The sequence below is a fragment of the Plantactinospora sp. GCM10030261 genome (assembly GCF_042666615.1).
Lineage (GTDB): Bacteria > Actinomycetota > Actinomycetes > Mycobacteriales > Micromonosporaceae > KBS50.
Map to the genome: position 1 here is coordinate 90,865 of NZ_JBHTDD010000026.1, position 13,343 is coordinate 104,207.

Consider the following 13,343-nt stretch of genomic DNA (forward strand, 5'->3'; position numbering starts at 1 on the left):
CGCACCGACGTACCAAGGAGTTCCTCAATGACCACCACACGCGACAAACGACAAGTGATCCGAGCGATGTACACCGGCCTCGTGATCACCGCGATCGCGATGGTCGTCCCGTACCTCGACCACGTCACCGGCGACATGCTGGCCGACCACATCCGCGCGGGCTACCCCACCTACCCGAAGGACCGCATCGACGCCGCCGCCACGACCTACCTGGTGTACCTGTCCGTTGTGGGACTGCTCGGCGCCGCCTGCTGGGCCTGGGCCATCTGGGCGGTCCGGGCCGGCAAGCGGTGGGCGGGCACCGCCGCCACCGTGCTGTTCGTCCTCGGTGCGGGCGTCGCCCTGTTCAACCTGCTCGTGCGGGACACCTCCGGAGACACCGGGCTGCCGCCCCTGCTCGGCTGGGTCGGCATGTTGCCGAGCCTGGTCGGGCTGGTGGTGCTCGCCCTGATGTGGCGGACCACGCGAGCGGAGGCGTAAGCCTGACGGCACGGAGGTGACGTCCCCGCGAGCGCGCGGGACGTCATCTCCGTCCTTCTCAGCCCTTGTTTCCGGCCAGGGCGAGCGTCCCGCCGAGGGCGATCATCATCCCACCGCCCGTCGCGCGGGCGGCCCGTAGCCGCCGTGGGGAACGCGCGAACCACTGCCGTGCGGTGTCGGCCAGCAGCGCCCACATGGAGTCGGAGACGAGCGCGACGAGCGTGAAGACGAGCCCCAACACCATCATCTGAGCCGGGACTGCTCCGGCGTGGAAGTCCACGAACTGCGGCAGCGCCGCGACGAAGAAGACGATCGTCTTCGGGTTGGTCACGCCCACGACGAAGCCCTGCCGGAGCAGCGTCCACGACGGCGTGTGCCGGTCCTCTCGCGGTTCGTCGGCCCGCCCCGCGGCATCTCGGTGCCGAACCGCCTGCACACCGAGATAGACCAGGTACGCGGCGCCCAGGAACTTGACCACGGTGAACACCACGACCGACTCGGCCACGACTGTCCCCACCCCGAAGGCCACCGCCGCGACGAGGGGGAGCGCGCCCAACTCGTTGCCGAGCACACTCATCAGACCGCCACGACGACCCAACGACAACGAGCGTCCGATCACGAACAGCACGCTCGGCCCCGGAACGAGGACCAGCAGGACCGAGGCGAGCGCGAAGGCAAACAGTGCTTCCGGTGCGGGCATGACCTGAATCTAGGCCCACCGACCAGCCGTACCCAACACCCACCGCGGTGGTGGCCGCTCCGGGCGGCCACCACCGCGGGTCAGGAGTACATCAGGTGCAGGGCCATCCCGGCGTCGGCGTGCGCCAAGTTGTGGCAGTGGTTGGCCCACACGCCGGGGTTGTCCGCCCGGAACGCCACCTCCCAGATCTCACCCGGACGGACGTCGAACGAGTCCAACCACAGTGGACTCCCGGTCGCCGGCCGCCCGTCGCGGGACAGCACGAGGACGTGATGCCCGTGCAGATGCCACGGATGCACCACCGGGGAGCGGTTCACGATCCTGAACGTGACGACGTCACCCGAGCGGACAACCTGTGGCGGGATGTCCGGATGGGCGGCTCCGTTGACGGTGTGCGCGTACCGCGGAAGCAGCCCCTGGAAGTCCAGCCCGCGGTCGAGGACGAGGGTGAACCGTTCGTCGAACCGCGACCACGGCACCGGAGCACCAGTGCCGTAGGTGAGCGGGTCCAGCACCGGCCACCTATCGGTATTCACCGACACCGGTCCGGTCGCGTAGACCTCCCGACCGTCAACGAACAGCGCCACCGGCGTGGCGGGCGCGGTGAACACCAGGTCGTAACGGCCACCGGCCGGAATCAGCACGGCGGTGTCCACAAGCGGGGTGGGGCCACGCAGGTCCATACCGTCGATCGCGGCAACCCGGACCGGGGCCCCGGCCAACGCGTACCGGTGCGTCGTGCTGTCGGTGTTGACCAGCCGCAGCCGCACCGGCGTGCCCGCCTGGACCCGCTCGGTGCGGGGTGCGGGCAGCGGGCGGCCGGCGAGGGTGTGCACCGGCACGGTGACGTCGACGCCGGTCGCTGGCCCTGGCCGCACCACCAGGACCCCGTACAGGCCCTTTCGCACGCCGATGTCGGAAACCGCGTGCGTGTGGTACCAGTACGTCCCGACCTGGTCGGCCCGGAACCGGTAGACGAACTCCTGCCCGGGCAGAACCGCGTCCTGGGTCACGCCGGGCACCCCGTCCTGGCGGTTGGGCACGTCGTAACCGTGCCAGTGCAGCGTGACGCCACGCGCGATGTCCCGATTGCGCAGCGTCACCTCCAGGACATCGCCGACGGTGGCGATCAACTCCGGCCCGGGGACCTGCCCATTGAACGCCCAGGCCGCGACGTCACCGCCGCCGACGTTCACCGTGGCGGTCCCGGCCGTCAGCGTGAACTGCCGGGTCGGTTCGCCCACGGTCCGCGATTCCGGCGGATAACCATGATCGTGTACGCCGGGAGCGGCGCCCGGGACGGCGGTCAGCGCGGTCCCGGTCAGCAGCGCCGCGACCGCCAGCGCGACACCGGCGCGGGACACCGCCGGGGACGGGCGCGGATCCAGGACGCGCCGCGAGACCGCGGTGGCGCCGACCACACCGGCGACCGCGAGCAGCGCCCCGCCCGCCGATGGGGGATAACCGTGCAGGACCGTCACGAGCAGGGCACCGCTTCCGGCGTACCCCGCGAACAGGAGCGGCACCGCGGCGGACCGGATGTCGCCCGACGTCCGCAGCAGCCTCGACCCGGCGACGGCCACCCCCGCGAGCGACAGCGGGGCGGCGACGAGGACCTTCTCCGCCGCGAACCACCAGCCGGCGCGGGCGAGCGCGATGATCGTGATTGCCCGCGCGGCGGTGGCCAGCACCGCGGCGGCGGCCAGCCAGCGGGTGAGCCGGCGGCGCCGGGCGACCGCCGCGGCGCCGCCGCCCAGCCACAACGCCGTCCCGAGGAGCGCGATCGCCAGATCGGCGACGAGCAGCGAGCCGACGGTCACACCGGCTCCTTTTCCCGGGACGTCACCCCGGGAGCGTCAGCCGGCGCGGGACCGGCCAGGTTGCGCGCCGCCTGGAGGACACCGACCACGACGTGCACCGCGATGATCCCGTTGAGCGCGTGCAGCCCGGCCATCGTCAGGCCGAAGGGGGTGCTGGCCCCCACCGCGTCGGTGGCCGCGTTCGCGAACGTGGCGAGCAGCGCCTGCAGTATGACGAGACCCAACGGCAGGACGGCCAGCCCGATCACCCGGCCGGGCGCCTTCGCCAGCGCGGCGAACAGGATGGTGAGCAGCGTGAGTACGGGGATGACCACTGTCCCGTTGACGCTGTGCAGGACGTAGGCGCCGTCGACCGCGGGTTTCGTGAACGCGCCCACGGCGGCGAGGATGAACTGCACGGTGAACGCGGCGAGCGACAGTGCGGTGGCGATGATGAAGACCTTGCGCATGGTCTCTACCTCCCAGAAGAATCGGCCGGGGCCAGCGCCCGGGTGAGGTGATCGGTGGCGGTGATCGCGCCGTAGGCGACCAGCCGCACGAGGTCCGCGTCCCCCGGGTGGCGCGACCGCCAGAGCCCGACATCGCCCGGGTGGATCGCGGAGGGTGCGAACGCGGCCAGCAACGCGATCCGTGCCCCGACCCGGTCGACGCCGGACAGGTCCCGGGTCAGGTCGGCGGCCCACTCCGCGGGCCGGTCCGGATGTCGCCCGTCCTCCCAGGCCACGGTGGCGGTGACGGTCTGCCGTGCCAGGTCACCCAGCAGGTCTCCACCCTGCGTGGCGGCGGCCCGTAACGACGCGTACGCGACGCCGACCGGGCTGTCCCCCGCCCACGCCGGCGGCGTCGTGCCGCCGGTGTCGAGGAGCGGCAGGCTGCCGCCCGCCGCTATCGGCCGCCGGACGGTCCGGGCGTAGAGCCGGCCTCCGGCCGATCGCACCAGGCGGGAGCGTTGCAGGCCACCGGGCAGCAGGTCCGGGTCGAGCAGCGCCGAGACGACCCGGTTGATGAAATGGAAGGCGAGCACGGTGCCGGTGACCTCGGGACCGTACGCGCTCGTCCAACCGGTCGCCCCCGGGGTGCGGCTGGCCGCGGCCCAGTCGGCAAGCGTGGCGTGCCTCGGTCCGGGCGGCGTCCCGCCCAGGGCGACGACCTCGGCCAGGTCGTGCGCACCGAGCCCGTGCAGCACCATCACGTGGGCGTCGACGCAGAACCGGCACCGGTTGACCCGGGACACCGCCGACGCCACGAGTTCCCGGTCGACCCGGGACGTGTCGCCGGCGAGCAGCGCCTCGCGCAGCAGCGCCCAGGTGGCGGCCAACAGGTCCGGGGTGGCCGAGAGCACCCGGAAGGTCGGTACCGGTCCCAGGAAGTCGTCCCGGAGTTGCCGGTAGACCTCCGCCGTGAGCCCGGTGGCGGCGTTCGCCGGGGACGGCGTGGTGAAGCGGTATGTCATGGCTCGATGCTCGCCTCGGCGGGTCGGGAAAACGTCGTGCCGTCGCAGACACTCGACCGGGCGTCGATACCACGCCCGCGGTATGCCGCTGCTACCACGGGCGCGGGATGCCTCCCGACGAAGGACCGTTCTACAGTGCGATCGTGCGCCGTGATCTGCCGTTCGCCCTCGCTGGACTCGTTCTCGGTGTCGTGCTGCTCGGCAGCGCCGCCCTCACCCCGGACGCCGCCCCGGCGCGCCCGTTCGATGTCGGCCTGGTGCTGGTCATGGCGGCGGCCCTGGCGGTGTGCCGGCGGCACCCGGTGCCGGCGTTGGTGGTGGTGACCGCCACCATGCTGACCCTCCACATCCGGACGCATCCGGGAGTGTTCGCCGCCTATGCCGTCCTCGGCACGGTCCTCGTCGCCGCCTGGCTGGGACATCGATTGGCCGCCGCCCTGGCCAGCGTCGCCTTCCTCGGCGGCTTCCTGGCCCGCGACATCACCGTCGCCCCCGCCGACCAACCCGCCCAGCTGGTCATCGAGCGGACCACCCTGCTGCTGGGTTGGTTCGTGGCGGCCAACGTCGCCGGGCTCATCGCGCGACAGCACCGGGCCTACCTCAACCAGGCCGAACAGCGGGCGACCGAGGCCGAACGCACCCGTGAGGAGATGGCGTTACGGCGCGCCGGCGAGGAGCGGCTGCGCATCGCCCGGGATCTGCACGACTCGCTGACCCACAGCATCTCAGTGATCAAGGTGCAGGCCGGGATCGGCGTGCACCTGGCTCGCAAGCACGGCGAGGAGCCGTCGGCGGCGCTGCTGGCGATCCAGGAGGCCAGCGGCACCGCGATGCAGGAACTGCGGGCGACCCTGGACGTGCTGCGCTCGCCCTCCGATACGGACCAGCTCGGATTGGCCCGGGTGGGTGAACTGGCCGAGCGGACCCGGGCGGCCGGCGTGCCGGTGCAGGTGACCGTCACCGGCGAGCGACGGGAGTTGCCCGGCGACGTCGACCAGGTCGGATACCGCGTCGTTCAGGAAGCCCTGACCAACGTGGCCCGCCACGCCGGACCCGCCACCGCCCGGATCCACGTCGACTACGCCCCCGCCCGGCTGAGCGTCTCGGTGACCGACGACGGCCAGGCGTCACCGCACCGGCCGGTGACCCCCGGTGTGGGCCTGCGCGGCATGCGGGAACGGGTCACCGGGCTGGGCGGGAAGCTGCACGCCGCCCCCCGCGACGACGGAGGGTTCACCGTACGGGCCACCTTCCCGCTGGACGGGAGCCTGGGCTCGTGATCCGGGTGCTGCTGGTCGACGACCAGGCGCTGATGCGGGCCGGGTTCCGGGCGCTGCTCGACGCCGAGGACGACCTGGAGGTGGTCGGCGAGGCGGCCGACGGCGCCGACGCCGTCCGGCTGTCCCGACGGCTGCGGCCGGATGTCGTGCTGATGGACGTGCAGATGCCGGGACTCGACGGCATCGAGGCCACCCGGCGGATCGCCGCCGATCCGGACCTCGCCGCGATCCGCGTCCTCATCCTCACCAACTACGGGCTCGACTCCTACGTCTTCGCCGCGCTGCGGGCGGGTGCCAGCGGATTCCTCCTCAAGGACGCCGACCCGGCCGACCTGCTGCACGCCGTCGCCGTCGTGGCCCGCGGTGACGCGCTGCTCGCCCCGACGATCACCCGGACACTGATCAGCGAGTTCGTCACCGGACCGCCGCCGGTGGACCCGGCGGCCGGACGTGACGTGCTGACCGCCCGCGAACAGGAGGTTGTCGAACTCGTCGCCCGCGGGCTGAGCAACGACGAGATCGCCGACCGGATGGTGATCAGTCCGTTGACCGCCAAGACCCACGTCAACCGGTCGATGACAAAGCTGTACTGCCGCGACCGCGCCCAACTCGTCGTGTGGGCGTACGAGTCGGGGCTGGTGGCGCCGCGCCGCCGCTGACCCCGCACGTCGTGAGCAGGGTGATGATCATGCGAGGGTGTCGACCCGCCCGCCTATGATCCACTGGAGCGTGGCCGTGACGGGGGAGTGCGAGTGATCGAAGCTATCTTTTTCGATGTCGGCGGGACGATTCTTGACGAGTCCCGCGAGTTCGAGACCTGGGCGGACTGGCTCGACGTCCCACGACACACGTTCTCGGCGGTCTTCGGTGCCGTGATCGCCCGGGGCCTGGACTACCGGGAGACCTTCCGGGTCTTCCGGCCCGATTTCGACCTCGACGCCGAGCGCGCGCAGCGAGCGGCCGCGGGCAGGCCGGAGTCGTTCGGCGAGGAGGACCTCTACCCCGACGCGCGACGGTGCCTGACCGCCGTGAAGGACCAGGGCCTGTTCGTGGGTCTGGCCGGCAACCAACCGACATATGCCGGGACGATCCTCCGCGCTCTCGACCTCCCCGTGGACGTGATCGGCACGTCGGAGGACTGGGGCGCGACGAAGCCGGCACCCGCCTTCTTCGAACGGGTCGTCCGCGAGGGCGGCGGCGACGCGTCGTCGATCCTGTATGTCGGCGATCGCCCCGACAACGATGTGCGCCCGGCCATCGCGGCCGGCATGATGACCTGCCTGATCCGGCGCGGTCCGTGGGGCCACATCCTCGACATGCCGGCCGTGGCCGCCCAGAGCCTGTTCCGCGTCGATTCGCTTGACGAACTCCCGAGCCTGGTCGCGAAGCACAACGCGGCCAGCGGCTGACGCCCCCGGCCGGGACCGTCCACGGCGCCGGCGGACTGCCTCAGTCGAGGGCGCGCAGCCCACCGTCGAGCAGGGTGAGGGCGCGACGCAGGTGCTCACCCAACTCGTCCGGCGGATCGCCCCGTTCGATGCCGCCGAGAACGGTGCCGACCAGCGTGCCGACCACGGCGCCGGACACCGCGTGGGAGAGAGGATCGTCCAGGCGGTCCGGGTAGGTCCGTCGCAGCCACTCGGCGATCATCCGTTGCGCGGCCGTCAGCCGTCGCAACGCCTGCGCCTGCAACTCGGGTCTGGCGAACATGATGGCGAACCGGTCCGGGTCGGACAGATCGTCCGATGTGGTCAGGACGTGTTCGAGCAGCCGGCGGACGGCCTGTGCCGGGCTGTCGGCCCGGACCGTGTCGAACGCTTCCGCGATCGCCTGTAGCCGCTTGTCGGTGCCGGCGAACAGCACGTCCTCCTTGGCCCGGAAGTAGGAGAAGAAGGTGCGGGTCGAGACGCCGGCGGCAGCCGCGATGTCCTTGACTGTCGTCTTGTCGTATCCCTGCGCCGTGAACAGCCGGGTCGCGGCGTCGACAAGCGCCGTGCGCGTCTGCTCCTTCTTCCGCTCCCGCAGCCCCATGGCGCGATCCTACATCACGATGTAAAGTTGCATCGTGATGCAAGAAACGGTCGTACGGGTCGAAGGGCTGCGGGTGCGGTACCCGGCCGCGGCGCGCGACGCGGTGGCCGGCGTCGACTTCACGGTGGCCGCCGGGGAGATCTTCGGCCTGCTCGGGCCGAACGGCGCCGGCAAATCCACCACCCAGCGCGTGCTCACCGGCCAGCACCGCCGCTACACCGGCACCGTCGAGGTGCTCGGCGAACCCGTCGCCCGGTGGGGGCGGCGGCTCTACGAGCGAATCGGCGTCGGCTTCGAACTCCCGGCGTACTTCCCCAAACTCACCGCCCGGGAGAACCTGGCGGCCTTCGCCGCGCTGCACCGCGCTCCACCGGACGCGCCGGAGCGGACACTGGCCGCCGTCGGCCTCGCCGACGTCGCCGACCGCCGCGCCGGAACGTTCTCCAAGGGCATGAAGATGCGGCTGAACCTGGCCCGCGCCATCCTGCACCGGCCCGACGTGCTGTTCCTCGACGAGCCGACGTCCGGGCTGGATCCCGGAAACGCCGCCGACGTCCGGGCGGTGATCCGCGCCCAGGCCGACGCGGGTCGGACCGTCTTCCTCACCACCCACGACATGCCCGCGGTCGAGGAACTGTGCAGCCGGGTCGCCTTCGCGCGCGACGGCGCCATCATGACCATCGACACCCCGCGCAACCTCCGGATGGCGTACGGGCACCGCTCGGTGCTCGTGGAGTTCACCGAGGCCGGCGAGCTTAGGCACGCCGAGTTCCCGTCGCCAGACGATCCCGGTCTGCTGTCCCTGCTCGCCACCGGCCGGGTGCGGACCGTGCACACCCGCGAGGCCACCCTCGCCGACGTCTTCATCGCCATCACGAGCCCGCCGGCCAGGGCGACGCCATGACCTGGCGGCTACCCGCGCTGCTCGCCCTGGAACTACGCGCACAGCGGCGGCAGCACATTCCGGCGGCCATCCTCGGACTCGCCGCGTGCTGGTCCGCACTGCTCGTGCTGCTGCCGGCACCGGCCGCCCGGATCGCCACCCCGTACCTGATCTTCCTGGAGATCGCGACAGTCGGCACCCTGTACGCCGGGGCGCTCACCGTCACCGACCGGTCCACCGGCGCCGCCGACGCGTTCGAGGTCAGCCCGGCACCCGCCGGGGAACGGGTCGCGGCCCGGTTGGTGCCGCTCGCCGGCCTGATCGCGGTCGGGGCGCTACCGGTGCTGCTCGCCGGGCGACCCACCGAGCAGATCGGAGTGGGGCTTACCGCGACCGCGCTGTCCGGTTTGCTGCTGCTCGCCCTCGCCGCCGGCATCGCCGCCGGCAAGGACGGCTTCCTGGGCTTCATGGTGGCGCTGCCCGGCCCGCTGACACTGCTGCTCGCGGCACCGCTGGCCGTGTCCGTCGGGCTGCTGACCGGGCCGCTGTGGTACGCCATCCCCACCACCGGAACCCTCATGCTGCTGCGCGGCGAGTCGCCCTACCCGGCCGGGCCGTTGCTCGGCTACCTGGCGCTGTGGGCGACGGCCACCACGGGCTACGCCACCTGGCGGCTTCGCGCCGGCCGGAACGTGGCACCCGGCCGGACCGGGACCCGCGTCCGGGCCCTGCCCACCCGGCCGCGCTGGCTGGTCTTCCCCCGGGCGGACCTGCGCAACGTCACCCGCGACACGATGCTGGTGATGGTGGCGCTGAGCCCGCTGCTGCTCGCCCTCGCGCTGCGCCTGGGCTATCCGTCGCTGGCCGGATGGCTCGACCGCACCCACGGCGTGCACCTGGACCCGTACGAACCGGTCCTGGCCATCCTCGTCGTCGCGGTGCACGTGCCCGTCGCGTTCGGCATGACCGGAGCCCTTGTCGTCCTGGACGACCTCGAAGACGGCGTGCTCACCATCGTGCGCACCGCACCGCTCGGCGTCACCCGCTACCTCGCGTACCGGCTGACGGCCGTCACGCTGCTCAGCGCCGCGGGGCTCGCGGTGGCCGCGCCGTTGTCCGGCCTCGTCCCCGCCCACGCCACCGGCGCGTTGCTGCTCGCCGTGCCGCTCGGTCCGCTGTTCACCCTCGCGACCCTCGCGCTCGCCCGCAGCCGGATACAGGGCGCGACCGCGGACAAACTGCTGGCGCTACCCGCCTACCTACCGGTCGCGGCGTGGTGGCTGACCGGAGCGGCCGGCTGGGCACTCGCGCCGTTGCCCACGTTCTGGATCGTGCGATCCTGGTCCGGCACCGACCCGGCCGGCCTGCTCGGTGGCCTGGCCTGCCTCGCCGCCTGGCTCGTCCCGCTCGCCCGGCGGGTGGCCCGCCGGCTCGACGCCGGATCGGCGTAGGGAGGCCGGCGTCGGCTCCATGAGCCCGGCGTCCGGGCCGCGTCTAGGTCCAGGGCACGGGATCGGGTCCGGCCCCGCCGTCCGGGCCGCGCCTGGTCCAGGGCACGGGATCGGGTCCGGCCCCGCCGTCCCGCCCGCGCTAACGCGGGTCGCGGAGGGTGAGGACGTAGGTCGCGGTCAGCGCGACGGCGCGGTCCGCGTCGTGGGCCAGTTCCTGGAGAGCACCCGATGCCGTGTCGCCAGGGATGTCCGCGAGCGCCTGCGTCAGCCGTTGCCGCGCGGACGGATCGGTGACCCCGTGGCCGAGACGGTCGACGAGCCTGGCGGCGATCGGATCGGTTAACGCGGGATCGGTGGCCATCGCGCTCAACGTGTCGGCGGCGTCGGCGTCGTTCGTCTCCTCGACGATCATCTCGATCAGCGTCGGGACCGCCTCGGCCACGCCGCGGGTGCCGAGCGCCAGCGCCGCATACCTACGGACCTCGGCGTCGGCGTCCGCCAGGGCGTCCCGCAGCACGGCGGTCGCCGCCCCGCTCGGGATCTCGGCGAGGGCCTGGACGGCTCGTTTCCGCACCTCGGCGGCGGGGGCACCGAGACCCTCCGCCAACAGGGCCGCCGCACCACCGCCTGACCGCGCCAGCGCCCAGCGGAGGGCTCCGGCGACGTTCGGGTCCGCCTCGCTCAGCACCGCCTCGACAAGAGCCTCCACCGGCACCGGCACATCTCCGACGGAGGACAACGCCGCGCGTTGGCGTTTCCCGGCGTTCTCCGAGCCCAGGGCGTGCAGGAGCGCGACGACCTGAAGGACGTCGGCCCAGTCGGCGGGATCCACGGCACCGATCCGGCGGAGCCGGGTGAGCAACTCCACCTCACCCGCGATGCGGTCCCGCGTCTGCCGGATGAGGTCGTCGACCAGCCCCGCGGGCGTGAAGTTCGGATCCTCCAGCGCGCGCCCGACGTCACGCAACGACAAACCCAACGACCGCAGGCTCTCGATATGGAAGATCCGTCGGATGTCGTCGCCGGAGTATTCCCGATAGCCGGTCCCGGTGCGACCCGTCGGCCGTACCAGGCCGAGCGATTCGTAGTGCCTCAGCATGCGGGCGCTGACCCCGGACCGCCGTGCCACGTCACCGATCAACACCGCCGGTCACCTCCTGACCCGTCGGGCCGAGGGCCACGACGCGCTTCGCCTCCTCGACCCCGAACTCGAAGCCGGCGTCCGGGTCGTGCCACAGCCGTTCGGTGGCGATCGCGTGCCCGCGCACGCGAGGGTCGAGATCCTTCTTCGCGGCGCGCAGGCTCGCGGTGATCACCTCGCCGAGTGCGATCAGCGCCCGGCTCAGGCTCACCTGCGTCGCCCGCCCGCCCCGCCCGAGTTGCGTGGCCAACACACCAGCCAACCCGGATTCTTCACCATCGGGGACGAGTACGACCGCCGCTCGCCAGGCGCTGCGCGCCACCTCGTCGTCAGCATCGGTCAACAGGGCCCGGGTGATCGCCGGCCACGCCCGCCGATCTCCGATCTTGGACAGCGTGTGCAACGCCTGGCTTCGTGCCTGCGCCCGCTCGGAGCCGAGTTCGGCGATGAGTGTGGGGATCGTCAGTGCGGACGGATGTCGGGTGATCGCCCAGGTGAGCATGTCCCGGACGAGAAACTCGGGCTCGACGGCACACCGCGCGACAAGCGTGGTGACGAACCGTTCGTCGGGTCTCGTACCGACCGCCATCGCCGCCCGCAACCGCACGGACGAGTCGTCGTTCTCCAACGCCTGGAGCGCCCGTGTGATCGTTGTGTCGTCATCCTGCGTGGTCATCGGCACCACCTCCCTGGCGACAGGGAAGCCCTTGTCACCGTGTCAAGGTCAAGCGGTGCGTGTCGGTCGGATCGGGGAGGCCCTACTGTGGCGTGGTGACCATTCGGGTGATCGTGCTGAACGGCGGATCGAGTTCGGGAAAGTCGGGCATCGTCCGTTGCCTGCAGGCGGTCCTGCCGGATCCATGGCTTGCCGTCGGGGTGGACACGTTGATCGGTGCGATGCCAGCGTCCGCGCACGCCACGGATGCCGGTATCGCGTTCGCTCCGGACGGTGGGGTGAGCGTCGGGCCGCAGTTCATGGCGTTGGAGGCGGCGTGGATGGCGGGCGTTGCGGCGATGATCCACGCCGGGGCCCGGGTCATCGTCGATGACGTTTTCCTCGGTGGTGCCGTGTCCCAGCAGCGGTGGCGGGAGGCGCTGGCCGGGCTGGACGCGCTGTGGGTTGGCGTGCGGTGTGCGGCAGCGGTCGCCGCGGGCCGGGAGATCGCCCGGGGCAACCGGGTCGCGGGGATGGCCGAGTCGCAGGCCGACATGGTTCACCAGGGTGTCGCCTATGACATGCAGGTCGACACCACACGGACGGAGGCGCTGGCATGCGCCCGGGTAATCGCCGGGCGGCTGCGCGAAGGTCCTGCGTCTTCGATCTGACGTGGGCGCATCGTGGGCCCTGCGGCTCCAGGGCCGACGTGGGCGCATCGTCGGCCTGCGGCTTCAGGCCGACGTGGGCGCATCGTCGGCCTGCGGCTTCAGGCTGACGTGGGCGTTGACATTCGTCGCAGCGTAACGCGCAAGGTCCGACCGTTCCCTGCATTACAGCCAGGGAATCAGCCATCAATCGTTTGACGTATGACGATGTTAGCGATAACTTCAGGGCGCGGAGCTGACGACTGACGGGAGCCCAGCCGGCCGGCCCGCAAGCTGACGCACCGCCGCGGTCGGTTTGGGCCCGACCGGACTCTCGGGTTCGGCGCGGGGTGGACCCGCCCGCGCCCCGACGAGTGGCGTCGGTGCCCGCGAACCATCCATCAGACCGTGCTGGTGCCACCGCTGAGCCACCGGCAGGTACGGCGCGTGCGTCCCTTCCCCCGACCGCGCGCGCCTCGATCGAAGGAGCGGATTATGAAGGCCATCGGTGCGGCTGCTCCCGTCCCGGCACGGAGCGGTCGCTGGCGGTCAGGACTGGCCGCCGCCACGGTTACGGTCGTCGCGGCGGGCACCCTGGGTGTGCTGACCGCGGCGCCCGCGGCGGCGGCGACGGTCGACACCAACGCCTGGTACGTGCTGGTCAACCGGAACAGTGGTAAGGCCCTTGACCTGTACGCCTCGGCCACCAACGACGGGGCGCGGATCACCCAGTGGACGCGGAACAACGGGGCGAACCAGCAGTGGCAGTTCGTGGATTCCGGTGGTGGCTACTACCGGCTGA

Annotated in this window: 15 protein-coding genes; 8 read left to right on the forward strand and 7 right to left on the reverse strand. The window is 72.0% G+C overall.

Annotated features, from left to right (window positions below; translation table 11 throughout):
• Positions 1-27: 27 nt before the first annotated feature.
• A complete protein-coding gene (locus ACFQUZ_RS25530) occupies positions 28-480 on the forward strand; it encodes a hypothetical protein (protein WP_377446530.1) in 453 nt (150 codons plus the stop codon).
• 58 nt (positions 481-538) lie between these two features.
• Here ACFQUZ_RS25530 and ACFQUZ_RS25535 read toward each other — a convergent pair whose 3' ends face one another.
• The 4 genes from ACFQUZ_RS25535 to ACFQUZ_RS25550 all read right to left on the reverse strand — a co-directional run bounded on the left by ACFQUZ_RS25535 (position 539) and on the right by ACFQUZ_RS25550 (position 4,453).
• On the reverse strand, positions 539-1,180 hold the full coding sequence (locus ACFQUZ_RS25535; protein ID WP_377446532.1) for a LysE family translocator: 642 nt from the start codon (positions 1,178-1,180) through the stop codon (positions 539-541).
• An 80-nt stretch (positions 1,181-1,260) separates the two neighbouring features.
• Positions 1,261-3,000 carry a multicopper oxidase family protein gene (locus tag ACFQUZ_RS25540; RefSeq protein ID WP_377446534.1) on the reverse strand — a complete coding sequence of 580 codons (1,740 nt, stop codon included), beginning with the start codon at positions 2,998-3,000 and terminating at the stop codon, positions 1,261-1,263.
• A complete protein-coding gene (locus ACFQUZ_RS25545; protein WP_377446536.1) occupies positions 2,997-3,449 on the reverse strand; it encodes a DUF6220 domain-containing protein in 453 nt (150 codons plus the stop codon). The genes ACFQUZ_RS25540 and ACFQUZ_RS25545 overlap by 4 nt, the downstream gene beginning before the upstream one ends.
• A gap of 5 nt (positions 3,450-3,454) precedes the next feature.
• Entirely contained in the window at positions 3,455-4,453 is a 999-nt protein-coding gene (locus tag ACFQUZ_RS25550; protein WP_377446538.1) for a carboxymuconolactone decarboxylase family protein, read from the reverse strand.
• 143 nt (positions 4,454-4,596) lie between these two features.
• On the opposite strand from ACFQUZ_RS25550, the gene ACFQUZ_RS25555 reads away from it, so the two are divergent.
• The 3 genes from ACFQUZ_RS25555 (at position 4,597) to ACFQUZ_RS25565 (ending at position 7,142) form a co-directional block, all read left to right on the forward strand.
• Entirely contained in the window at positions 4,597-5,733 is a 1,137-nt protein-coding gene (locus ACFQUZ_RS25555; RefSeq protein WP_377446540.1) for a sensor histidine kinase, read from the forward strand.
• Positions 5,730-6,392 carry a response regulator gene (locus ACFQUZ_RS25560; protein ID WP_377446542.1) on the forward strand — a complete coding sequence of 221 codons (663 nt, stop codon included), beginning with the start codon at positions 5,730-5,732 and terminating at the stop codon, positions 6,390-6,392. Before ACFQUZ_RS25555 ends, ACFQUZ_RS25560 begins: the two co-directional genes overlap by 4 nt.
• 93 nt (positions 6,393-6,485) lie before the next feature.
• On the forward strand, positions 6,486-7,142 hold the full coding sequence (locus tag ACFQUZ_RS25565) for an HAD family hydrolase (protein WP_377446543.1): 657 nt from the start codon (positions 6,486-6,488) through the stop codon (positions 7,140-7,142).
• A gap of 40 nt (positions 7,143-7,182) precedes the next feature.
• Here ACFQUZ_RS25565 and ACFQUZ_RS25570 read toward each other — a convergent pair whose 3' ends face one another.
• Positions 7,183-7,764: a TetR/AcrR family transcriptional regulator gene (locus tag ACFQUZ_RS25570; protein ID WP_377446545.1), complete on the reverse strand. Its 582-nt coding sequence runs from the start codon at positions 7,762-7,764 to the stop codon at positions 7,183-7,185.
• A gap of 37 nt (positions 7,765-7,801) precedes the next feature.
• On the opposite strand from ACFQUZ_RS25570, the gene ACFQUZ_RS25575 reads away from it, so the two are divergent.
• Together ACFQUZ_RS25575 and ACFQUZ_RS25580 are read left to right on the forward strand one after the other, a co-directional pair.
• On the forward strand, positions 7,802-8,668 hold the full coding sequence (locus tag ACFQUZ_RS25575) for an ABC transporter ATP-binding protein (RefSeq protein ID WP_377446553.1): 867 nt from the start codon (positions 7,802-7,804) through the stop codon (positions 8,666-8,668).
• The gene (locus ACFQUZ_RS25580) at positions 8,665-10,098 is read left to right on the forward strand and encodes a hypothetical protein (protein WP_377446546.1); all 1,434 of its coding nucleotides are present in this window, start codon (positions 8,665-8,667) and stop codon (positions 10,096-10,098) included. The genes ACFQUZ_RS25575 and ACFQUZ_RS25580 overlap by 4 nt, the downstream gene beginning before the upstream one ends.
• Before the next feature lie 139 nt (positions 10,099-10,237).
• Here ACFQUZ_RS25580 and ACFQUZ_RS25585 read toward each other — a convergent pair whose 3' ends face one another.
• Positions 10,238-11,242 (reverse strand): HEAT repeat domain-containing protein, encoded by a 1,005-nt coding sequence (locus ACFQUZ_RS25585; RefSeq protein ID WP_377446547.1) that lies wholly within the window; start codon positions 11,240-11,242, stop codon positions 10,238-10,240.
• Complete coding sequence (locus ACFQUZ_RS25590; RefSeq protein ID WP_377446548.1) at positions 11,229-11,915, reverse strand: HEAT repeat domain-containing protein; 687 nt, start codon at positions 11,913-11,915, stop codon at positions 11,229-11,231. The genes ACFQUZ_RS25585 and ACFQUZ_RS25590 overlap by 14 nt, the downstream gene beginning before the upstream one ends.
• A gap of 95 nt (positions 11,916-12,010) precedes the next feature.
• Between ACFQUZ_RS25590 and cpt the strand changes: the two genes are divergently transcribed.
• Positions 12,011-12,565, forward strand: a complete 555-nt coding sequence (cpt, locus tag ACFQUZ_RS25595) for a chloramphenicol phosphotransferase CPT (protein WP_377446549.1) — start codon at positions 12,011-12,013, stop codon at positions 12,563-12,565.
• Positions 12,566-13,036: 471 nt separating this feature from the next.
• A partial coding sequence (locus ACFQUZ_RS25600; RefSeq protein WP_377446550.1) for an RICIN domain-containing protein occupies positions 13,037-13,343 on the forward strand: 307 nt, incomplete at its 3' end.

Excerpts from the sequence above, each read along its gene's own strand:
- ACFQUZ_RS25530 (WP_377446530.1), top strand. The coding sequence starts at position 28 with ATGACCACCACACGCGACAAACGACAAGTGATCCGAGCGATGTACACC.
- ACFQUZ_RS25535 (WP_377446532.1), bottom strand. The coding sequence starts at position 1,180 with ATGCCCGCACCGGAAGCACTGTTTGCCTTCGCGCTCGCCTCGGTCCTG.
- ACFQUZ_RS25545 (WP_377446536.1), bottom strand. The coding sequence starts at position 3,449 with ATGCGCAAGGTCTTCATCATCGCCACCGCACTGTCGCTCGCCGCGTTC.
- ACFQUZ_RS25550 (WP_377446538.1), bottom strand. The coding sequence starts at position 4,453 with ATGACATACCGCTTCACCACGCCGTCCCCGGCGAACGCCGCCACCGGG.
- ACFQUZ_RS25570 (WP_377446545.1), bottom strand. The coding sequence starts at position 7,764 with ATGGGGCTGCGGGAGCGGAAGAAGGAGCAGACGCGCACGGCGCTTGTC.
- ACFQUZ_RS25575 (WP_377446553.1), top strand. The coding sequence starts at position 7,802 with ATGCAAGAAACGGTCGTACGGGTCGAAGGGCTGCGGGTGCGGTACCCG.
- ACFQUZ_RS25580 (WP_377446546.1), top strand. The coding sequence starts at position 8,665 with ATGACCTGGCGGCTACCCGCGCTGCTCGCCCTGGAACTACGCGCACAG.
- ACFQUZ_RS25590 (WP_377446548.1), bottom strand. The coding sequence starts at position 11,915 with ATGACCACGCAGGATGACGACACAACGATCACACGGGCGCTCCAGGCG.